Raw genomic sequence first — 21,059 nt, 5'->3', positions numbered from 1 at the left:
AAGTGTTTTCTACCAAAAAATAAAAAAACATTTAAAAATATAGATAAAACTGCCTCTGTTTTGCACTTTTCTATACTTTTTCAAATCATTGTATCTTATACGCTAACACAATTTGTGATAAAATAAACGCATAAATAGATAAAAATTAACGAAAACGACAAAACACATAGGAGCATCAGATTTAAATGGCAAAATGGAACAAAATTTATACATATAGTGAACGAATTGAACAGTGGGACAAACAAACAATTATTGAAATGCCGTCAGAAAGCGAATATCAAGGGTATTTTTTCCTACTTCCTAAAAAAATGGTATTCTCCATTTCGCCTGAGTACAGTTATTTTTATTTCCCAGATACATGGAGCTTCTTTCTAAAAAAACATACAGAGAAAAAAGAAATGAGTGCCGCTAAAATGATGCTCCTTTTTAAACAAGAAAGTGAGGAAATAATGCAGTTTTTCCATACAAAAAAAGTAAACGATAGCATTATTAAAGTACGGACACATATCCCTAAAAAAATAGAAAAAGATGTGATTATTCAACATGACCTTATTCGATAACCAAAAACAAGCCTTACGAAAGCTAAAAAAATACAAGGTTGGCGCACTATTTATGAGACCCGGAAGCGGAAAAACGCGTGTCGCTTGCGAATTAATCAATGATGCAAAACCCGATTACGTTTTATGGATTACCCCTTTTCAAACAAAAGAGAACCTCGCAACGGAAATAGCCAAATGGGGCTATGATTTCCCGCAAGAAATTATTGGTATTGAATCCCTTTCTAACTCCGATCGCTTATACCTTCACTGTAGGGAGAAACTCAAAAATTCAACAAATAGTTACATTATTATGGATGAAAGTTTAAAAATCAAAAATATCCATGCCCTTCGAACACAACGAGCTATCAAACTTTCTCGTTTAGCTAAATACAAATTAATTATGAACGGCACACCACTTAGTCGAAATATTTTAGATTTATGGTCTCAACTCGAATTTTTATCCCCAAAAATACTAAATCTAAGTTTCGCAGAATTCAAAAAGACCTTTTGTGAATATGTCACCATCACACAACTTACCCAAAGTAAACAACAATCGATGGACATTATAAAAAAATATCATAATTTGGAGTATTTATATAAATTAATTACCCCTTTTATCTTTAGTTCAGCACATGAATTAGCTATCAAATGGCATTATATTCGCCATGATTTTTCAATTGATGACGAACTTTTAAATCAATATTATGAAATAAAAAATGACTATCTCCAAAAAGCTGCGGCATACACAATTAATATTAATTTTTTAGAAATGTCCCAAGTCATGCAACATTGTTATTGCCTCTCCTCCGAAAAGTTCACGATTACAGAATCTTTAATCGCCGGAAAAGAAGCAACGACCATTATTTTTTGTAAATACAAACGTTCAGAAGAAGCCTTACAAAAAGCCTTTCCCAATGTTAAAATCACTACTTTTGCAAAATCTTCTTACGGTCTTAATTTGCAATTTTATAACCAAATCATTTACTTCGATAAAACGTTCGATTATTCTCAGCGTGACCAATCCGAAAGACGCATTTACCGAACAGGACAAACGCAAGACTGCTACTACCATGATTTAAGCGGCAATGTTGGACTAGATTCACTTATCGATAGCAATATTTACAAAAAAACAAACCTACTACAAGAATTCAAAAAAGAACTCTCACAAAAAAATTCTTTTGAGGTGATAATGGATGCTTTCTAGAACAGTTTTTGATGCTTCCAAAGAAAGAATGGAAGTGATTTTTTCCGAATTCGATAACATAATTCTGTCCTTTTCTGGTGGCAAAGATAGTGCGGTCATGCTCCATCTTCTTATCGATTACATGCGAAAAAACAATATTAAACGAAAAATTTATGTTTATCATTTAGACTACGAAGGTCAATACACGGCTACAACTGATTTTGTTACGGAAATGCTCACGAGTAATTTAGATATAATCGAACCGCTTTGGTGTTGCCTCCCAATCGCAGCCCAATCAGCTGTATCGATGTTTACAGATCACTGGAAGCCTTGGGAAAAAGCAAAAAAAGATATTTGGGTAAGAGAAATGCCTACATTCCCGTACGTAATAAACGAAGATAATGCGCCATTTGACTTCGATTTTCAAAACCTTTGGGACTACGAGTTTAATAAAAAAATAATTAACTGGCTACATACGAAAACTAACGCCAAAAAAACCATTGCTTTAATCGGCATTCGCCAACAAGAATCGCTTAATCGGTATAATGCCATCCATAAAAAAGAACGCATGTTTAAAACGTACAACTGGACGACCGAAATTTCCAAAAACATCTATAACGCCTATCCTATTCACGACTGGTGTGTAGAAGATGTCTGGGTGGCGAACGCTAAATTTAATTGGTCTTACAATAAAATTTATGACTTATTTTATCACGCCGGTCTCTCCGTGCACGATATGCGAGTCGCTAGCCCTTTTAACGATTCCGCAACAGAAAGCCTTAAACTTTACCGCGTCATCGAACCAGATCTTTGGTCCAAACTGGTTGGCAGAGTAAACGGTGCTAATTTTACCGCTATTTATGGTGGTACTTCTGCAATGGCTTGGAAAGAAATTAAGCTACCCGAAAACCACACCTGGAAATCGTATTTAGAATTCCTACTCACTACACTTCCAAGCTACACACGGGAACGCTATTTAAAAAAATTTAAAACGAGCATCACCTACTGGACTGAAAAAGGCGGCGCTTTAAAAGTGGAAACGGTGGAAGAATTAAAAAAACTAGATGTCCAAGCAGATTTCCTCGGCAAACCAACTGGCAACCGCGTCTATACAAACCCGATGGAAGTCGTTCGCTTTAAAGAATATCCAGACGACTTAAAAATCAAAGAATTTGCCAGTGTCCCAACATATAAGCGCATGTGCATTGCCATTTTAAAAAATGATTACACTTGTAAATATATGGGATTCGGCCAAACGAAATTAGAATTAGAGAAACGAAAGAATGCATTAGAAAAATATAATAATATTTTATGAGGTGATATAATGAATTACAAAAGTCCAGTATATAGCGTCACCCCCGTCCACTATACAAAACTCCAAGCAAACAACTATAACCCTAACACCGTCCCCACTGTCGAACTGAAACTACTCGAAAAATCGATTTGGGAAGACGGATTTACCCAACCAATCGTTTGCTATCCCTTGGAAAATAGCGATAAATATGAAATAATAGATGGGTTTCATCGCTACACTATTATGACTACCTCCAAGCGAATTCGCGAACGAGAAAATGAATTCCTACCAGTCGTTATTTTAGAAAAAGATACTGTAAACCGCATGGCTTCAACTATACGCCATAATCGCGCCCGAGGATTTCATAACGTTGAATTAATGTCCAACATCGTTAGCGAACTTACAGATAGCGGCATGTCCGATAGTTGGATTATGAAAAATATCGGAATGGATGCCAATGAAATCTTACGCTTAAAACAAGTGAGCGGACTTGCTCACCTCTTCTTAGATAAAGAATTCAGCCAAGCATCTGATTAATTTAAGAAAAGAGGATTAAACATGAAAGAAAACAAATATGATGACAAACACTTTTTCGAACAATATAGCCAAATGCCCCGCTCCAAAGACGGCTTAAAAGCAGCTGGCGAATGGCATGAATTTAAAAAACTACTTCCCGATTTCAACCAAAAAGTAGTTCTTGATTTAGGCTGCGGATTCGGCTGGCACTGCATTTACGCAGCTGAGCACGGTGCAAAAAAAGTTCTTGGCATCGATTTATCCGAACGAATGTTAGCTGAAGCAAAACAAAAGACAACCTCACCCGTAGTCCATTATGAGCAAAAAGCAATGGAAGATATCGACATCGAACCAGAAACTTACGATATCGTCCTCAGCTCCCTTGCCCTTCACTACGTAGCTTCTTTCAACGAGATTTGCAAAAAAGTAAATACCAACTTAAAAACTGGTGGCACCTTTATTTTCTCTGTAGAGCATCCAGTATTCACCGCAGATGGCAGACAAGATTGGTACACAGATGAAGAAGGAAACAAATTGCACTGGCCCGTTGATCGCTATTTCAACGAATCGATACGCACAAGCCACTTCCTTGGTGAGGATGTCCAAAAATATCACCGCACACTTACCACATACATCCAAACATTACTAAAAAACAGCTTCCAAATTAACAGCGTTATCGAACCAGAACCGGCTCCCGAATTAAAAGATTTATCAGAAATGCAGGATGAATACCGCCGCCCAATGATGCTGATTATATCTGCGACTAAAAACTAATAAAAAACCCCTTCTATTCTAAATAGAAGGGGTTTTACTTTGTTAAAAATTATTTCTTAGCTTTCTTTGGTTTTTCTTTTTCTTGCTGTTTGTTCATTGCACTCATCATTTGATTGATTTTCTTTTGTGATGGTTTTTGACCCATTTGCGCCATCATCATTTGTAACATTTGTTCGTTAATTGGCGGATTGTTTTTTAAATAGCTCATCATGTAACGTCTTGCAATAAAGAATCCTCCCGCAAGACCAGCTAGTAAACAAATAATGCCGACAAGAATGTAAATCCACATAGTCTCTTTTCTCCTCCTTGAAACAAAATCCTCTTTTATTGTACTTGATTTATATTAAACAGACAATACTTTTCAAGAAAACATATCATCTTGATCAATTTATCAATAAAAGCTGCAAACAACCTCGTAATTATAACATTAATGGCACTACTGCGCAATCTATAAAAGTATAAAAAAACAGACCGCGCTAGAAAAACTAGCAGCGGTCTGTTTTGTTTAATTAAAGTGATTTTACTGTATTAACAACGTTCTCTACAGTAAAGCCATAATTCTTAATCACTGTTTCACCTGGAGCAGAAGCACCAAATTTGTCGATTCCAATGACTTTCCCATCTAAGCCAACATAGCGTTCCCATCCAAAGCTAGCTCCCATTTCTACTGCTACACGTTTTCTAACAGCATTTGGTAAAACACTTTCTTTGTATTCTGCAGATTGTTGTTCAAATAGATCAAATGATGGCACACTTACAACCGATACATCTGTTCCTTGTGCTTGCAGTTCTTTTTGAGCTTCAACAGCTAAGTTAACTTCAGAACCACTTGCAAGAATAATTGCATCTGGCACATCACCTTTCGCTGGAGAAATTACATAAGCACCTTTTTTAACGCCTTCTGCAGTTAATTTAGCAGAATTTGGTAACGTTGGTAAACCTTGACGAGTAAGTACAAGCACGTGCGGAGTGGATGTAGATGTGATTGCTAGTTTCCAAGCTTCTACTACTTCATTTCCATCAGCCGGACGGATAACAGAAAGTCCTGGCATTGCACGTAAGCTTGCAAGTTGTTCGATTGGCTCATGTGTTGGGCCATCTTCCCCAACTGCGATACTGTCATGAGTCATAACGTATGTTACAGGTAAATGTTGGATAGCGGATAAACGAATCGCCGCACGAACGTAATCAGAGAATACGAAGAATGTTCCGCCGTATACTTGTAATCCGCCGTGAAGAGCCATACCGTTTAATGCAGCACCCATTGCAAATTCACGCACACCAAACCAAATGTTTCTTTCAGCTGGAGTTGCTTTTGTAAATTCGCCGTCTGTTTTAATAGTTGTATTGTTCGAGCCAGCAAGGTCAGCTGATCCACCAAAAATTGTTGGAACTCTTCCTGCTAATGCATTGATAACTTCCCCACTTGAAGCACGGCTAGCAAGCGCTTTGGAATCATCATAAACTGGTAAATCTGCATCCCAATCAGCTGGTAACTTATTGTTTAAGCTATCTTCTAATTGTTGTGCAAGTTCTGGGTATTTCGCTTTATACGAAGCAAAAAGTTCATTCCAAGCAGTTTCCGCTTTTTCGCCACGTTCACCGATTGTTTCTTTAAAGCGATCAGTAACTTCTTCAGGAACAAAGAATTTTTCTTCATAGTTCCAGCCATAAGCTTTTTTAGCTGCTGAAATGCCTTCTTCGCCAAGTGGAGCACCATGAACTTTACTAGTACCTTCATTTGGAGCGCCAAATCCAATAACTGTTTTCACTTCAATCATTGTAGGTTGAGAAGTATTTTGTTTTGCTTTTTCGATCGCAGCTAAAATTTCAGCTGTATCGTTACCGTCTTTTACTAATAAATGTTCCCAACCATAAGCTTCAAAGCGTTGTTTTACATTTTCAGAGAAAGATTTATCTAAATCACCATCAAGAGAAATATCATTGGAATCATATAAAACAACTAATCTTCCTAATTGTTGATGGCCTGCATAAGAAGCTGCTTCAGAAGCAACACCTTCCATTAAATCGCCATCTCCACATAATGCATAAGTATAATGATCCACCACTGGGAAACCATCTTTGTTATATTTTGCTTCCAAATGTCTTTCTGCCATAGCCATACCAACAGCCATCGCAATACCTTGACCAAGTGGACCAGTAGTTGCATCTACACCATCAGTATAACGATATTCCGGGTGACCAGGAGTTTTACTATCCCATTGACGGAAGTTTTTTAAGTCTTCTAATTCTAATTTAAAGCCACTTAGATGTAATAAACTATATAAAAGCATCGAACCATGTCCAGCAGAAAGCACAAAACGATCTCGGTTGAACCAATGTGAATTCTTTGGATTAGTATTTAATACGCGTGACCAAAGTGCATAAGCCATTGGTGCCGCTCCCATTGGTAAACCTGGATGACCAGAATTTGCTTTTTGAATTGCGTCCATTGATAAAGTACGAATTGTATTGACTGCTAAACTATCTGTGTTATCGAACAAATGAAACATCCTCTCTTCAATATAATTTTAACTACTTTTAATAATAAGCCTAAAAAGCAATTAACACAACTAATAGTTGCTTTAAATTGCTTAATTGATTGGTATTTTTGTTCATTTGCGCGAAATTGTTCATTTGGTGTTAATTATTGGTCTTTGTTTTTTCTAAGTTGTTTTACTTTATGCGGCGTTACATCTTTTCCATTCGGATCAATGATTGTTGTATTTTCGATTGTTCCTTTCATATGCGTGCGAAAGGACTTAATGTATTCTTTTCGTAATTTGTCTTGTTCTACTTTCTCAGCTGCTGTTAAAGTGCCTGCTTTTTTCTTTTTAGAAAGTTCATTGATACGATCTATTTTAGCTTTTTCTAGCATCATTCTTCATCCTTTTCTTCAATGTAGTAAAAAATAAGAAAGCAGCAAATTGCTACTTTCTACTATTATATCATAAACGGCCGTTAAATCGACCTTACTGGTTTGCTAATTGAATCGTTCTATCACTCTTTAACAACTTTGTTTTGTGTACTGGAATTACAACGGAATCCCCAGCTTCCACATGACCATCTGAAAGGTTATTTTCTTTTTCTACCCAAGAAACAAAGTCTGTTTTTGCCATATCGCTCTTCCCGGCATATTTGTCAGCTAGTGCCCACAATGAATCCCCTTCACTTACATTCACTTCCAAATAATCATTTCCCCCGCCAACAACTGTGCACATTAAAATAATCCCCAGAACCAAACAAGTAAGTACAAATATGATAGAAACATAAAATTTATCCCAAATTAATTTTAAAGTCATTAATAATCCCTCCAAAAAGAATGTATGTTCGCTTTTCTATATTATAGAACAACCGTTCGCATATGTCAATAAAAAACGAACCTTTGTTTGCATATTGGTTTTTCTTTTGCTATACTTGAATTATAAAATAACCATTAATTTAATGAGGTGAAACCATGAAGATATCTAAACGCCAACAAGATATATATGAATTTATTAAATCAGAAGTAAAAGAAAAAGGTTATCCACCTTCCGTACGAGAAATTGGTGAAGCAGTCGGTCTCGCTTCCAGTTCTACTGTTCATGGGCATCTTGCTCGACTTGAAGGAAAAGGCCTGATTAGACGTGACCCAACAAAGCCTCGCGCAATTGAAATATTATCGTTAGAAGATGAAGCAGAAACACCAAATGTAGTAAATATTCCTATTATCGGTAAAGTAACAGCCGGAATGCCTATTACTGCTGTTGAAAACATTGACGAATACTTCCCATTACCAGAATATATGGCAGCCGGAGAAACGAATGTCTTTATGTTAGAAATCGACGGCGAAAGCATGATCAATGCTGGAATTCTTGATGGAGATAAAGTTATCGTTCGCCAACAAAGTTCCGCAATTAATGGCGAAATCGTTGTAGCAATGACCGATGAAAACGAAGCGACATGTAAACGTTTCTATAAAGAAGCCAATCATTTTAGATTACAACCTGAAAACGATGCTTTAGAGCCTATCCTTTTAAATAACGTAACCATTCTCGGAAAAGTAATCGGACTGTATCGAGACATTCGCTAATTTTATCAGCTGGAACGGGTGGTTGTTAACTTGATTTATTTTGAAACTGAACGACTTATTGCAAGAGATTATTTAGCAAGTGATTACCTTCCTTTTAGTCAAATGAATGCAGACGAAGAAGTGATGAAATACTTCCCAGCCAGATTAACTACAAACGAAAGCAATGCACTGCTTAATAGAAACCAAGAAGAACTAACCTCCCGCGGATATGGCCTTTTCGCAATCGAAGAAAAATCTACTGGCGAATTTATTGGATTTGCCGGATTTCATGAGGCTACTTTTGAAGCAGACTTTACTCCTTGCATCGAAATTGGTTGGCGTTTAAAGAGATCTGTGTGGAATCAAGGCTATGCCACTGAAGCCGCACTAGGCGCATTAGCATTCGCGAAAGAAAATACCTCTATTAACGAAATATATAGTTTCACAGCAACATTAAATAAGCCTTCAGAACAAGTGATGCAAAAGATCCACTTCACTAAAGTAGCTATTTTCGAACATCCTGCTTTAGAAAACGGTGATCCATTAAAGCCACACGTTCTTTATAAGGCATGACAAAAACCCTTGCACGCTTTCTAATAAGTGTACAGGGGTTTTTTAGTTCCAAATAAGCAAAGAAATATATAAACCGACAAGCGTAATAAATAATACAGGGATAGTTATAACAATCCCTATTTTAAAATAAGAGCCCCAGCTGATTTTGATGCCTTTTTGTGCTAATACATGGAGCCAGAGTAAAGTCGCAAGTGAACCGATGGGTGTTATTTTTGGTCCTAAATCAGATCCGATGACGTTGGCGTATACTAGCGCTTCTTTCATCACCCCGGTAAATGAGGTATGATCAATCGCCAGTGCATCGATCATAACTGTAGGCAAATTATTCATGACAGAAGACAGTAGCGCTGCGATAAAGCCCATTCCAACCGTACCAGCAAACAAGCCATAATTAGCGACATAAGAAATAGCTTCTGCTAATAATTTAGTAATACCCGCATTTTGCAATCCGTATACCACGACGTACATCCCCACCGAGAAAAACACAATATTCCAAGGCGCCCCTTTTAAAATCGATTTGGAGGATATAGAGCGACTTTTCGCGCCCACTAATAAAAAGATAAAAGCGACTAATAAAGCGATAAAAGATACTGGAATCTCCAAAAAACTGCTCAAAAAATAGCCTGCCACAAGAATGATAAGTATTCCCCAAGAAATCCGAAACATTTGTTTATCTTTTAGCGCAGAAGATGGCGCTCGAATCACGCTGACATCATATTTTCTGGGTAGCGCTTTTCGGAAATATATGTACAAAACAACCATACTCGCCACTAAAGAAAAAACAGTTGGAATCCACATCATTAGCGCATACTGCGAAAAACTAATTCCAAAGAAATCAGCCGAAACAATATTAACTAAATTACTAACAACAAGCGGCAATGACGTCGTGTCCGCAATAAATCCACTTGCAATAATAAACGGAAAAACCTTTTTCTCATCAAAGTTCAACGCGCGTACCATCGCTAAAACAATTGGCGTTAAAATCAGCGCGGCACCATCGTTAGCAAAAAGCGCGGCGACTAGAGCACCTAAAATAGAAATAAGAACAAACATCAATAGCCCGTTCCCTTTTGCTAGTCTTGCCATATGTAATGCGGCCCACTCGAAAAATCCAATTTCATCCAAAATAAGCGAAATAATGATAATAGCAATAAACGCGAGTGTCGCATTCCAAACAATCCCCGTTACTGTGACAACGTCCGATAACGTGACAACTCCAAGTAATAATGCAAGTACCGCACCACAACAAGCTGACCAACCTATTGATAAGTTTTTAGGTTGCCAAATAACAAATAAAAGCGTCACGGCGAATACTAAAATAGCTAAGGTAATCTGCATATCTTCCCCTTTCCCTAGCAAACATATCCCTTCTTTTACTAGCACATTTTTAAATATATGCCTCCATTAGCCAAACATCAAACATTTAATTTCCGAATACAAGCAAAAAAAGCTCGCTTCCAAATAAGGAAACGAGCCTTTGACGATTAATAAATTTCAAGATATTGTTCGCGTTCCCACGGATGAACCGCTGTACGGAACATATCACACTCAATTGTTTTCGCTTCAATAAAGTGTTCAAAAATGTGCTCACCTAAACCATCTTTAATGACATCATCTTTTTCAAGCTCGATTAAAGCATGGCCTAAGCTTTCTGGAAGATCATAAATTCCAGTTGCTTCGCGTTCTTCTTCGTTCATGCCGTAGATGTTACGGTCAACTGGTGCTGGAGGAGTTAATTCTCCTTTAATTCCAGATAAACCAGCTTTCAATAGTACAGCCATTGCTAAATATGGATTAGCAGATGGATCCACACTACGTAATTCAAGACGAGTACTTAGTCCGCGAGAGCTAGGAACACGTACAAGCGGGCTACGGTTTTTACCTGACCACGCAATGTAACAAGGTGCTTCATATCCTGGAACTAAACGTTTGAACGAGTTGATTGTCGGGTTTGTAACAGCCGTATATCCGCGAGCATGTTTTAACATACCTGCTAAGAAATGATAAGCTGTTTGACTTAATTCTAGTTCGCCATGTTCATCGTAGAAAGCATTGCCTTCTTCATTAAATAATGACATGTTGAAATGCATTCCGGAGCCATTTACACCAAATAACGGTTTTGGCATAAAGGTCGCATGCAAGCCATGTTTACGAGCAATTGTTTTTACAACTAACTTAAATGTTTGGATGCTATCACATGCTGTAATCGCATCTTCATATTTAAAGTCAATTTCATGTTGACCAGGTGCTACTTCATGGTGAGAAGCTTCAATTTCAAAGCCCATTTCTTCTAATTCAAGCACGATATCGCGGCGACAGTTTTCGCCTAAGTCGGTTGGTGCTAAATCGAAGTAACCACCACTATCATTTAATTCTAAAGTCGGACGACGATTTTCATCTAATTTGAATAGGAAGAATTCTGGCTCAGGTCCTAAGTTGAATTCAGTGAAACCTAGCTCTTCCATCTCTTTAAGTACACGTTTTAAGTTAGCGCGTGGATCTCCTGCAAATGGTGTCATATCAGGATTAAAAATATCACAAATCATTCTTGCAACTTTTCCTTTTTCAGCTGTCCAAGGGAATACAACCCAAGTGTCTAAATCCGGGAATAAGTACATATCAGACTCTTCAATTCGTACAAAGCCTTCAATGGAGGAACCATCAAACATGATTTTGTTATCAAGTGCTTTCTTTAGTTGGCTAACAGGAATTTCCACATTCTTAATTATTCCTAGAATATCCGTGAACTGTAAACGAATAAATTTTACATTTTGTTCATCTGCAAAGCGGAAAATGTCTTCTTTTGTATATTTTGCCATAATCTAAATTCCTCCTAAATAATCTAATTATATTAACTTCTAAATAAAGTAAATACCTCTTCTTGTTTTTTTAAAACCTTGGTAATTGTTGTTTCCCTGTCGCATCTTGTTTTACAAAACGGCCAGCTTGTTGCATTTCTTTTCTAAGTATTTTGCGGACATCATCATCTGTCAAAGGTTCTTTTGATTCTTTTTGCTGCATTTGATACATTTTCTTAATTCCCGCAATATTCAGACCATCATTCAAATAATCTTTTATCTCTAGCAGAACATCAATGTCTTGAAGTGAGTACAAACGGTGATTTCCTTGATTGCGTGCTGGATGGATTAATCCTTGGTCTTCATAGTAGCGAATTTGTCTAGCGGTGAGATCGGTTAGCTTCATCACAGGTCCAATTGGAAAAAGCGGCATTGATCTCCGGATTTCCTTTTCACTCACGACAATTCCCCCTCAAAACATAATTATTTTTTTGATGATAGTTGCATTATAATGTACGTCAGATGTTTTGTCAAATTTATGTAAGATAATCTAACATTAGCAAAAACCCCTTATATATCAACCTTTTTAACACAAAAAAACCGCGATAAATTATATCACGGCAAAAATAAAAAATATTTTTTTGAAAACGAATGTTACTTTTTGTATAATGTTTTTTCAATTGCTCGAGTGACAGCGATTTTGATATGTTCGTACGTCAAACCGCCTTGCACATAGAGTTGATAAGGTTCTCTAATCGGACCATCGGCTGTTAGTTCTAAACTCGCACCTTGGATAAATGTGCCAGCTGCCATTATCACGTCATCTTCATAGCCCGGCATATAAGCACCAATCGGTAAAACATGCGCATTGACTGGCGAAGCAGCTTGTATTGCTTGAGCGAAAGCCACCATTTTCTCTTTATCATGAAAAGAAACGCTCTGAATCAAATCTGTTCTCGGGGCGTCCCAAACAGGATCAGCTTCTACAACAAACTCAGCTAACATCGCAGCCGTGAACCGGGCCCCTTTGATTGCTTGAGCAGTTACGTGTGGCGCTAAAAAGAAACCTTGATACATTTCTAATAAACTATAAAGTGATGCGCCTGCTTCTCGACCTATTCCCGGTGTCGTTAAACGATAGCCGCACAAATCAACCAATGCTTCTTTCCCAGCAATGTAGCCGCCTGTTTTGGCTAAGCCGCCGCCGGGATTCTTGATTAATGAGCCCGCGATAATATCGGCGCCAACTTCTGTAGGTTCCAGGTATTCCGCAAACTCTCCATAACAATTATCGACAAAAACAATAACTTCTGGATTGATATTTTTAACAAAGCTAATCATTTCTTTTATTTTTCCGATTGTAAAAGATGGTCTATCGGCATAGCCACGCGAACGCTGGATACCAATCAATTTTGTCTTTGGTGTCATTTTTTCAGCGACACCAGGCAAATCCACATCCCCATTTGCTTGAAGCGGCACAGAATTGTAGCCGATATGAAAATCTTTCAAAGAGCCTTGCCCTTGACTACGCATACCAACAATCTCTTCTAATGTATCGTATGGCTGTCCTGTAATATAAAGTAGTTCATCTTCCGGCCGCAAAATCCCAAAGAGCACCGTGGAAATAGCATGCGTTCCCGAAATAATTTGCGGGCGTACAAGTGCCGCTTCCGTTTTAAACACGCTCGCATAAACGCGCTCTAACGTATCTCTTCCTTCATCATCATAGCCATAGCCTGTCGACGGATGGAAATGAAAATCGCTTACTTTATTTTCTTGAAAAGCATCTAACACTTTCGCTTGATTAAATTCCGCAATATCGTCTGTTTCATTTTGTAAATTGGCAATTTGCGCTTCGACTTTTTTTCTGATTGTTTGTATATCAGTCATTGCTAGACTCCTTTCTCGGCTCATATCCTTCAATGTAGTAACTTTGCTTCGATTCGATATATTCAAGTTTCGTAACCCACGCCTGTTGTTTAATTTGTGCTAATTCTTTTCCTTTTTCTTCGGAAAGTTCTAATGTAAAGAACACCCAATTTTTTTCGATTAATTCTATCATTCGCTGCTTTATTATTTCTTGTGCAGCTGGATCAAGTGCAGAAATAAGTAAATGTTCTGGTTGGTCTGGCACGAAAGACGCTGGTGCTTGGTCCATTTTATTGTAAATGACTAACGTTGGCAGATGATTCATTTCGAGTTCCTCTAGCAAAGAAATTACCGTCGTTTCATGTTGCAAGTAATCTGGATTCGATGCGTCTACCACATGAATTAATACATCCACATTAGCCGTTTCTTCCAAAGTAGAGCGAAATGCCGCAATTAAAGTCGTTGGTAAGTCTTGTATAAATCCAACTGTATCCGTTAAAAGTGCTTGAAAACCTCCAGGAAATCGGATTTTCCGCGTTGTTGGATCGAGTGTTGCAAATAATTTATCTTCCTCTAAAGTTGTTTCATTCGTTAGACGGTTAAATATGGTTGATTTCCCGGCATTCGTATAACCGATCAACCCAAAGCGAAATACGGATTGAGTATTTCTCCGTTCGATAATTCGCTTACGATGCTTTTCTACATGCATGAGTTGCGCTTTAATATCATGCATTTTTTCGCGAATATGCCGTTTATCCATTTCTAATTTCGACTCACCAGGACCTCTGGAACCAATACCGCCGCCTAGTTTTGATAACATGGCACCTTGTCCACTAAGCCTTGGTAAAAGATATTTATATTGTGCGTAGGCAACTTGCAATTTTCCTTCTTTGGATTTTGCTCGCATAGCAAAAATATCTAAAATCAATTGTGTACGGTCGATAATTCGTGCTTCGACTGCCGCTGAAATATTACGCACTTGTGTAGCGCTGAGCTCGCTATTGAAAATAACGATATCCGCCTCATGCATTTCCACTAATGCAGCAAGTTCCTCCAGTTTACCGGAGCCAATGAACGATGCTTGATTGACTCGCTCTAATTTTTGAATTAATTCATCCGCCACTTCGCCGTTAGCGGTTTTTGCTAAGCTGTGTAATTCATTCATAGAATTCCAAAAAGCTTCTTCTGTTTTATTTGGTAAAATGACACCTACAAGTATTATTTTTTCACGTTCCACAAGCATTTCTCCCTTTTTCAGACAAGACTAATCGTAGCATATTTTGCGCATAAAAAAAAGACATGAAACGTCGCAAAAAAGCGAGTTCCCTGTCTTTTAAGTAAAGTGCTTATTCCGCATCAGGATTTAAAGCGACATTCTTTTGCGGGGAGAAAGTTGAAATTGCGTGTTTAAATACAAGTTGTTGTTTTCCTTCGACATCTAGTAGCACGGTAAAATTGTCAAAACTCACAACGCGTCCTCTTAACTGAAAGCCGTTTGTTAAAAATACAGTTGCAAGAATTTTCTCCTTACGCAATTGATTTAAGTAATAGTCCTGTAACCCTTGTCCACCTTGTTTCATAATTTCCCTCTCCAATCTCTATCTTATACTAAAAAATTTCCCAAACCCCAATGAAGTTCCATTGTGCAATTGGTTGGCTAATTTCAAATACCCTTTATTTCTTGCTACCAAACAGAAAAGCGCTATTTAGCTGATAAAAAGGTCGTGACTTTGTTCATCGCTTCGGTTTCGGTGGTGCTAGTACCGGCTTGAATCCAGTCAATGTCCATTCTATTCCTAAACCACGTTAACTGCCTTTTCGCGAAATGCCGCGAGTTTTTTTGAATTAATTCTTTCGCTTCTTCCAGTGAACTTCTCCCTTCAAAATAAGGGAATAATTCTTTGTAGCCGATGCCGCGAATCGCTGGTACATCTGCTAAATTTTGATCATACAATTGTTTTGCTTCTAAAACTAAACCTTGCTCAAACATCAGATTTACACGCTGATTAATTCGCTCGTAAAGTAGTTCTCTATCCAAATCGAGCCCTAGGAAAAGCGGTTTATATGTAGCATTTAGTTCATTATGAACTTGATATTCCGAGAAAAGTTTTCCTGTAAGATGCATCACTTCTAATGCTCTAATGACACGCCGCTTATTATTTTCATGAATTTGCGCTGCGCTTTCTGGATCTTTTTGTTCGAGCATTTGCCATAAAACGGTATTATCTAATCGTTCTAATTCTGCTCGGTAAGTCTTATCTTCGCTTGAGTTCCCAAAATCATAATCATAGAAAACGGATTGAATATAAAGCCCGGTTCCACCAACAATAATTGGTAATTTACCGGCACCATGTATCGCCTCTATCCACTTCCTCGTTTCTGCTTGGAATTTTGCAGCAGTAAAAGCTGCAGAAGGCTCTGTTACATCAATCAGGTAATGTTTTATACCGTCCATTTCTTCTGGTGTGATTTTTGCTGTACCGATATCTAAGCCACGATAAACTTGCATAGAGTCGCCACTAATGATTTCTCCATCCAATTTTTTCGCTAGTTCAATACTTAAACTTGTCTTTCCGACAGCAGTTGGGCCAACGATGACGATGACAGGAATCTTGCTCAAAAAAAAACCTCCTTTTCGCCTGTAATCAATGTACCATGAAAAAGGTTTCTTGAAAATAGCGAAAATGACTTTTTTCATAAAAAAAGCGCAAATCCTTGGAAGATGTGCGCTCTTTTTAGTTTATTGTTATCTATCGTGCCAATCAGCCGGCTCTCTAGCATCGTTAATTTGGATATTTAATTCTTCTATATAAGTTTGTTTTACGTCGTCACTCCAATGGAATTGTTTCGCCATTTCATCGACCACGGCATCTTTCCACTCAAGCAAGTACGGCATATCGAACAGCAGATAACCCGTGCGGCGTAGTAAGAAGTCAATTGGCGTTGTCACTGCTTCGTGTTGGATGGAGTAGCGTAGTTCTGCATACAAACTGTTTGGCAAAGTGGTTTCGTTTTGGTCTTTATGTTCTTGAGCGTAAGTAAATAATTGATCGATATTGCTACCGAAACGTTTGGCAATTTCACGCCCTTCTTCTAAAGTCCAACCAAAGCGATTATTCCCTTCCTTGGCTTTTTTAGATAGAAATGCTTCTAAATGATCAGATCCGCCAATATCACCACCAGAAATAGGTAAATGTTTAGTTTGGACTGGTTTGTATTTTTTACCAGTTTCTTTTGCTAGTGATTTGGAAACGTCATCTAATAATTTTTCCGCCATTTTTCTGTAACCAGTTAGTTTCCCGCCAGCCATTGTAATTAAGCCACTTTCAGAAAACCAAACTTCATCTTTACGCGAAATTTCGGATGGGTCTTTTCCTTCTTCGTAAATAAGTGGACGAACTCCGGCCCAGCTTGATTCAATATCTTTTTCGGTGATATGCACGTCTGGGAACATATAATTTATCGCTTTGATGACGTAATTATGGTCTGATTCTAGCGCTTTTGGATTAATCACTGCTTCATCGTACACGGTATCCGTTGTACCAACATAGACTTTTTTATCACGCGGAATCGCAAACACCATGCGGCCATCAGGTGTATCAAAGTATACGGCTTGCTCCATCGGGAATTTTTGTTTATCAATGACTAAGTGAATTCCTTTTGTTAGGCGTAAATGTTTATTGTTTGTTGCATAATCTAATTTTCTTACTTTGTCTACCCAAGGACCAGCTGCATTAATAACGCGGTGCCCTTTGATATCATAAGCTTTCCCAGATAAACGGTCGGTTACAGTTACACCAACGACTTGTTTGTTGTCATCATATAAAAAGTGCTCTGCTTTCGTATAGTTAATTGCATTAGCGCCAAGTTCTACGGCTTTTTTCATTACTTCGATTGTTAAGCGCGCATCATCCGTCCGGTACTCTACATAGTAACCCGAACCTTTTAAGCCGTCTTTTTTTACGAAAGGATTTTTCGCTAATGTTTCTTTAGCACTTAAAATTTTGCGACGTTCATTTTTCTTCACGCCTGCTAAGTAATCATACAAACGAATACCAAAGGAAGCGGTCGTTTTCCCCATGTTTCCGCCTTTATGAAACGGGAGCATCATCCATTCAGGAGTCGTCACGTGCGGTCCATTTTCATACACAATGGCACGCTCTTTCCCTAAATCTGCCACTTCTTTAATTTCAAATTGTTGCAAGTATCTCAAACCACCGTGGACTAGTTTTGTAGAACGACTTGATGTACCGCTAGCAAAGTCACCCATTTCAACAAGTGCGACACTCATACCTCTGGAAGTTGCATCTAAAGCGATTCCTGCTCCTGTAATCCCGCCACCGACGATAACTAAATCAAACTTTTCTTCTTGCAGTTTTCTTTCGATTGTTTCTCTGTCAAACGTTGAAAATAATTGTACCATTTTGTTTGCCCCCTTCAAATTGTTTACCATCTGAATTATGCCTTCTTGATTACTTTTCCACTTTTCAATCTAACTGAAACGCTTTAAGTTTTAAAAACAAAAAAAGAGACTGCAAAGTAAGACGATTGCGCTCGCCTTTTGCAGTCTCTCCGAATCTCAGACAATAATATTTATTAACTTACTATGATTATAGCTTTTAACGTTTTATAATGAAAGCGTTTTGCTCACTTAGGTTGTTTCTTATTTCTTAGCGCTACTGCTTTTTCAGGAAAATCTGTCATCATACCTTTAGCACCTAGCTCTAAAAAGCGAGTTATATCCTCTTCTTTATTAACTGTCCAATAACGTGCAGCGATTTGCCTAAGAACTGGATTGTTCCATGCTTTCATTGGTGGATGTACAGCATCTAGCTGGATTTTTTCGTGTAATGATAATACTTGCTCTAAATTCTCATGTGTTATTAGCGCTAATTTGTCCGTCTTCGATAATTCTCTTAAACGAATGAGCGTATCCGGATTAAAAGAAGAATACATACATTTCACCGCGGGAAATCGACCAGCTAGCTTCAATACTTTTTGTTCAATTCCTTCATATTCAAAGACGTCTGTTTTTAATTCAATATTAAGTGTGACCCCAGAACCATTAACCAACTTAAACACTTCTTCCAACGTAGGAACACGAATCTTTCGAAAAAACTGTTTACCAATGACTAATTTTTTCACTTCATAATGTGTATAATCTTTTAGTAAACCTGTTCCATTTGTCGTTCTATCAACACGTTCATCATGCATCACGATTAATTCTCCGCTTTTAAGCACATGGACGTCGAGTTCAATCCCGTCTGCACCGGATAAAATGGCTGCTTTCATAGCTGGCAATGTATTCTCTGGATGCGTTCCACTACTACCTCGATGGGCAAATATTTCTGTCAAAATGCTTCCCCCCAAACTATTTACTTATATTTACTATAACAAAAATAAGTAAATATACTCAAATTTAAAAAAACTATCAATTAATTCAGCATTTTAAATTACTTCTTGATTTATGTATGGTATTATAGTATGTAGCTAAAAACAGATCTCTTTACTATCTCTGTCTAGGTTTACACACATATTTATTTATCACAAATAGGAGATGTTATTTTGAAAAGGACTACTCGCTACAGTAGAAAATATGTTCCGAGTATTGATGGACTTCGAGCATTCGCAGTTATTGCTGTAATCGCCTACCACTTGAATTTCAGCTGGGCAAAAGGTGGATTCATCGGCGTAGACATATTTTTCGTCTTATCTGGTTATTTAATTACGAACATTTTATTAACGCAATGGGAAAAAACACAAACACTTCAATTAAAACAATTCTGGATTAGACGTTTTAGGCGACTCATTCCTGCTGTCTATGTAATGATTGTCGTTGTTGTCATCTACGCAGTCTTCTTCCATCCAGAAATCTTAAAAAACTTACGCGGCGATGCAATTGCTTCTTTCTTTTATGTTAGTAACTGGTGGTTTATTTTCCACGATGTATCATACTTTGATTCATTTGGACTTCCATCACCACTTAAAAACTTATGGTCACTTGCCATTGAAGAACAATTTTACATGATTTGGCCCGCTTTTTTACTCGTTTTTCTAAAATGGGTCAAAAATCCAAAATTACTTTTAAAAATCGTTATCGGTCTTGGTCTTCTTTCTGCTATTTGGATGGCAGTTTTGTATGTTCCAGGGACGGATCCGAGTCGTGTGTATTATGGAACAGATACTAGAGCGTTTGATTTACTAGCGGGTTGTGCACTTGCTTTTGTATGGCCGTTCACTCGCCTTAGCCCTGTCGTTCCAAAGAAAAGTAAAGCTGTTCTTAATATAGTTGGGACAATGAGTGTACTTGGCTTTATTCTGTTTACCGCATTTGTCAGTGAATATCAACCGTTCCTATATCGCGGTGGTTTGTTATTCGTTGCAATTCTTGGCGTTATCATGATTGCAACTATTTCTCACCCTGCTTCCTATTTAAGCAAAATTTTCAGCTTCAAACCGCTTAGATGGATTGGGACTCGTTCTTACGGTATTTATTTATGGCACTATCCAATCATCACCTTAACGACACCTGTGGTAGAACTTACACAGCCAAATATCGGACGCGCTATTCTACAAGTCGCTGCCACTTTTATTATCGCTGAATTATCGTTCCGCTTTATTGAAACACCTATCCGAAAAAATGGTTTCATTAATTACTTCAAAGGTTTCAAAGATAAGAATTACTTTGTCTGGAAAAGCAAACCTGTTGGTAAATGGTTGAGTTTAGCTGGACTTGTAGCTGTTTTAGCCGTATTCACACTTGGTATGACAAACGTGCTTTCCGTGAATACAAATGCAGAAAAACAACAAACATCTGTTAAAACAACCACTTCCACTACGGATACAAAAAAAGACACGGAAAAAGCAACTGAAGATAAGGCTGCAAAAGAGAAAGAAGACTCCAAAGAGACAGATACAGAAAAAGCAAATGGGCAAAACGAAACGCAGGAACCGGATAATAAAGATAAATCCGCCACTCCAACGCCTACAATTACCCAAACGGTGGCAATTGGCGATTCGGTAATGCTTGATATTGAACCCTACTTAAAAGAAGCTGTTCCAAATGTGACGATTGATGGTCTTGTTGGACGTCAATTGCGAGATGCCATTACTACCGCCACTGGCTATAAGAAATTCAATAGTGAAAATAGCTCAGTCATTCTCGAACTCGGTACAAATGGTCCTTTCACAGCGGATCAATTAGATAGTTTGTTAGATCAATTTGATAAAGCTACCATTTATTTAGTAAATACGCGAGTTCCTCGTGGCTGGCAATCGGAAGTAAACAAAAGTATTGCCAACGCCGCTTCCAGACCGAATGTAACCGTTGTTGATTGGTATTCACGATCAAGCGGCCAAACACAATACTTCGCTCCTGATGGGGTCCATTTAACTAAAACTGGTGCTCAAGCATATGTCGCTATGCTAACTAGTGTAATGAACAAATAACTATCCGCCCTAT

Annotated in this window: 21 protein-coding genes; 8 read left to right on the top strand and 13 right to left on the bottom strand. The window is 37.8% G+C overall.

From position 1 onward, the window contains the following. Positions 1-185 precede the first annotated feature (185 nt). Genes HCX62_RS05160 through HCX62_RS05140 form a run of 5 tightly spaced genes read left to right on the top strand, consistent with a single transcriptional unit; the run spans position 186 to position 4,306 of the window. Positions 186-560 (top strand): hypothetical protein, encoded by a 375-nt coding sequence (locus HCX62_RS05160; protein WP_185637415.1) that lies wholly within the window; start codon positions 186-188, stop codon positions 558-560. Next, complete coding sequence (locus HCX62_RS05155) at positions 544-1,743, top strand: SNF2-related protein (RefSeq protein WP_185637413.1); 1,200 nt, start codon at positions 544-546, stop codon at positions 1,741-1,743. Before HCX62_RS05160 ends, HCX62_RS05155 begins: the two co-directional genes overlap by 17 nt. Next, a complete protein-coding gene (locus HCX62_RS05150) occupies positions 1,733-3,037 on the top strand; it encodes a phosphoadenosine phosphosulfate reductase (protein WP_185637411.1) in 1,305 nt (434 codons plus the stop codon). The genes HCX62_RS05155 and HCX62_RS05150 overlap by 11 nt, the downstream gene beginning before the upstream one ends. 9 nt (positions 3,038-3,046) lie before the next feature. Then, positions 3,047-3,553 carry an IbrB-like domain-containing protein gene (locus tag HCX62_RS05145; protein ID WP_185637409.1) on the top strand — a complete coding sequence of 169 codons (507 nt, stop codon included), beginning with the start codon at positions 3,047-3,049 and terminating at the stop codon, positions 3,551-3,553. Positions 3,554-3,574: 21 nt separating this feature from the next. After that, positions 3,575-4,306, top strand: a complete 732-nt coding sequence (locus HCX62_RS05140) for a class I SAM-dependent methyltransferase (RefSeq protein ID WP_185637407.1) — start codon at positions 3,575-3,577, stop codon at positions 4,304-4,306. Positions 4,307-4,355: 49 nt separating this feature from the next. Here the strand turns inward: HCX62_RS05140 and HCX62_RS05135 are convergent, their stop codons facing one another. From HCX62_RS05135 to yneA, 4 genes are all read right to left on the bottom strand, one after another. Then, on the bottom strand, positions 4,356-4,595 hold the full coding sequence (locus HCX62_RS05135) for a YneF family protein (RefSeq protein WP_003723442.1): 240 nt from the start codon (positions 4,593-4,595) through the stop codon (positions 4,356-4,358). A 220-nt stretch (positions 4,596-4,815) separates the two neighbouring features. Next, positions 4,816-6,810 carry a transketolase gene (gene tkt, locus HCX62_RS05130; RefSeq protein WP_185637405.1) on the bottom strand — a complete coding sequence of 665 codons (1,995 nt, stop codon included), beginning with the start codon at positions 6,808-6,810 and terminating at the stop codon, positions 4,816-4,818. Between the two features lie 143 nt (positions 6,811-6,953). Next, complete coding sequence (locus tag HCX62_RS05125; RefSeq protein ID WP_185588400.1) at positions 6,954-7,184, bottom strand: DUF896 domain-containing protein; 231 nt, start codon at positions 7,182-7,184, stop codon at positions 6,954-6,956. Between the two features lie 94 nt (positions 7,185-7,278). Then, a complete protein-coding gene (yneA, locus tag HCX62_RS05120) occupies positions 7,279-7,608 on the bottom strand; it encodes a cell division suppressor protein YneA (RefSeq protein ID WP_185637403.1) in 330 nt (109 codons plus the stop codon). A 155-nt stretch (positions 7,609-7,763) separates the two neighbouring features. On the opposite strand from yneA, the gene lexA reads away from it, so the two are divergent. Both lexA and HCX62_RS05110 read left to right on the top strand, forming a co-directional pair. After that, positions 7,764-8,378: a transcriptional repressor LexA gene (gene lexA / locus HCX62_RS05115; RefSeq protein ID WP_008947685.1), complete on the top strand. Its 615-nt coding sequence runs from the start codon at positions 7,764-7,766 to the stop codon at positions 8,376-8,378. 30 nt (positions 8,379-8,408) lie between these two features. Beyond that, entirely contained in the window at positions 8,409-8,930 is a 522-nt protein-coding gene (locus HCX62_RS05110) for a GNAT family N-acetyltransferase (RefSeq protein WP_185637401.1), read from the top strand. 42 nt (positions 8,931-8,972) lie between these two features. Here the strand turns inward: HCX62_RS05110 and HCX62_RS05105 are convergent, their stop codons facing one another. From HCX62_RS05105 to HCX62_RS05065, 9 genes are all read right to left on the bottom strand, one after another. Then, positions 8,973-10,295, bottom strand: a complete 1,323-nt coding sequence (locus HCX62_RS05105) for an arsenic transporter (RefSeq protein ID WP_376740665.1) — start codon at positions 10,293-10,295, stop codon at positions 8,973-8,975. Between the two features lie 119 nt (positions 10,296-10,414). Beyond that, complete coding sequence (gene glnA, locus HCX62_RS05100) at positions 10,415-11,749, bottom strand: type I glutamate--ammonia ligase (protein WP_185637399.1); 1,335 nt, start codon at positions 11,747-11,749, stop codon at positions 10,415-10,417. 70 nt (positions 11,750-11,819) lie between these two features. After that, the gene (locus tag HCX62_RS05095; protein WP_003719570.1) at positions 11,820-12,188 is read right to left on the bottom strand and encodes a MerR family transcriptional regulator; all 369 of its coding nucleotides are present in this window, start codon (positions 12,186-12,188) and stop codon (positions 11,820-11,822) included. A gap of 194 nt (positions 12,189-12,382) precedes the next feature. After that, positions 12,383-13,618, bottom strand: a complete 1,236-nt coding sequence (locus HCX62_RS05090) for a methionine gamma-lyase family protein (RefSeq protein WP_185637397.1) — start codon at positions 13,616-13,618, stop codon at positions 12,383-12,385. Continuing rightward, complete coding sequence (hflX, locus tag HCX62_RS05085) at positions 13,611-14,834, bottom strand: GTPase HflX (protein ID WP_185637395.1); 1,224 nt, start codon at positions 14,832-14,834, stop codon at positions 13,611-13,613. Before hflX ends, HCX62_RS05090 begins: the two co-directional genes overlap by 8 nt. 109 nt (positions 14,835-14,943) lie before the next feature. Further along, positions 14,944-15,177, bottom strand: a complete 234-nt coding sequence (gene hfq, locus HCX62_RS05080; protein WP_003719566.1) for an RNA chaperone Hfq — start codon at positions 15,175-15,177, stop codon at positions 14,944-14,946. Positions 15,178-15,299: 122 nt separating this feature from the next. After that, positions 15,300-16,217 carry a tRNA (adenosine(37)-N6)-dimethylallyltransferase MiaA gene (gene miaA / locus HCX62_RS05075; RefSeq protein WP_185637393.1) on the bottom strand — a complete coding sequence of 306 codons (918 nt, stop codon included), beginning with the start codon at positions 16,215-16,217 and terminating at the stop codon, positions 15,300-15,302. 126 nt (positions 16,218-16,343) lie between these two features. Next, positions 16,344-18,020, bottom strand: coding sequence for a glycerol-3-phosphate dehydrogenase/oxidase (locus tag HCX62_RS05070; protein WP_185637390.1), 1,677 nt, complete (start codon positions 18,018-18,020; stop codon positions 16,344-16,346). Between the two features lie 224 nt (positions 18,021-18,244). Further along, positions 18,245-18,952, bottom strand: coding sequence for a glycerophosphodiester phosphodiesterase (locus tag HCX62_RS05065; protein ID WP_185637388.1), 708 nt, complete (start codon positions 18,950-18,952; stop codon positions 18,245-18,247). A 210-nt stretch (positions 18,953-19,162) separates the two neighbouring features. Between HCX62_RS05065 and HCX62_RS05060 the strand changes: the two genes are divergently transcribed. Further along, complete coding sequence (locus HCX62_RS05060; protein ID WP_185637386.1) at positions 19,163-21,046, top strand: acyltransferase family protein; 1,884 nt, start codon at positions 19,163-19,165, stop codon at positions 21,044-21,046. Positions 21,047-21,059: the final 13 nt, after the last annotated feature.

Origin of the sequence: Listeria swaminathanii (genome assembly GCF_014229645.1) — a bacterium.
Taxonomy (GTDB): Bacteria; Bacillota; Bacilli; order Lactobacillales; family Listeriaceae; genus Listeria; species Listeria swaminathanii.
Note: the sequence above shows the minus strand (reverse complement) of the source record. Positions and strands in the feature narration are given on the sequence as shown.

What these genes read in the sequence shown, in the direction of transcription:
- HCX62_RS05070 (WP_185637390.1), bottom strand. Translation starts at nt 18,020, where the DNA reads ATGGTACAATTATTTTCAACGTTTGACAGAGAAACAATCGAAAGAAAA.
- HCX62_RS05145 (WP_185637409.1), top strand. Translation starts at nt 3,047, where the DNA reads ATGAATTACAAAAGTCCAGTATATAGCGTCACCCCCGTCCACTATACA.
- HCX62_RS05135 (WP_003723442.1), bottom strand. Translation starts at nt 4,595, where the DNA reads ATGTGGATTTACATTCTTGTCGGCATTATTTGTTTACTAGCTGGTCTT.
- glnA (WP_185637399.1), bottom strand. Translation starts at nt 11,749, where the DNA reads ATGGCAAAATATACAAAAGAAGACATTTTCCGCTTTGCAGATGAACAA.
- yneA (WP_185637403.1), bottom strand. Translation starts at nt 7,608, where the DNA reads ATGACTTTAAAATTAATTTGGGATAAATTTTATGTTTCTATCATATTT.
- HCX62_RS05155 (WP_185637413.1), top strand. Translation starts at nt 544, where the DNA reads ATGACCTTATTCGATAACCAAAAACAAGCCTTACGAAAGCTAAAAAAA.
- HCX62_RS05140 (WP_185637407.1), top strand. Translation starts at nt 3,575, where the DNA reads ATGAAAGAAAACAAATATGATGACAAACACTTTTTCGAACAATATAGC.
- lexA (WP_008947685.1), top strand. Translation starts at nt 7,764, where the DNA reads ATGAAGATATCTAAACGCCAACAAGATATATATGAATTTATTAAATCA.
- HCX62_RS05125 (WP_185588400.1), bottom strand. Translation starts at nt 7,184, where the DNA reads ATGCTAGAAAAAGCTAAAATAGATCGTATCAATGAACTTTCTAAAAAG.
- HCX62_RS05150 (WP_185637411.1), top strand. Translation starts at nt 1,733, where the DNA reads ATGCTTTCTAGAACAGTTTTTGATGCTTCCAAAGAAAGAATGGAAGTG.
- HCX62_RS05090 (WP_185637397.1), bottom strand. Translation starts at nt 13,618, where the DNA reads ATGACTGATATACAAACAATCAGAAAAAAAGTCGAAGCGCAAATTGCC.
- HCX62_RS05160 (WP_185637415.1), top strand. Translation starts at nt 186, where the DNA reads ATGGCAAAATGGAACAAAATTTATACATATAGTGAACGAATTGAACAG.
- hfq (WP_003719566.1), bottom strand. Translation starts at nt 15,177, where the DNA reads ATGAAACAAGGTGGACAAGGGTTACAGGACTATTACTTAAATCAATTG.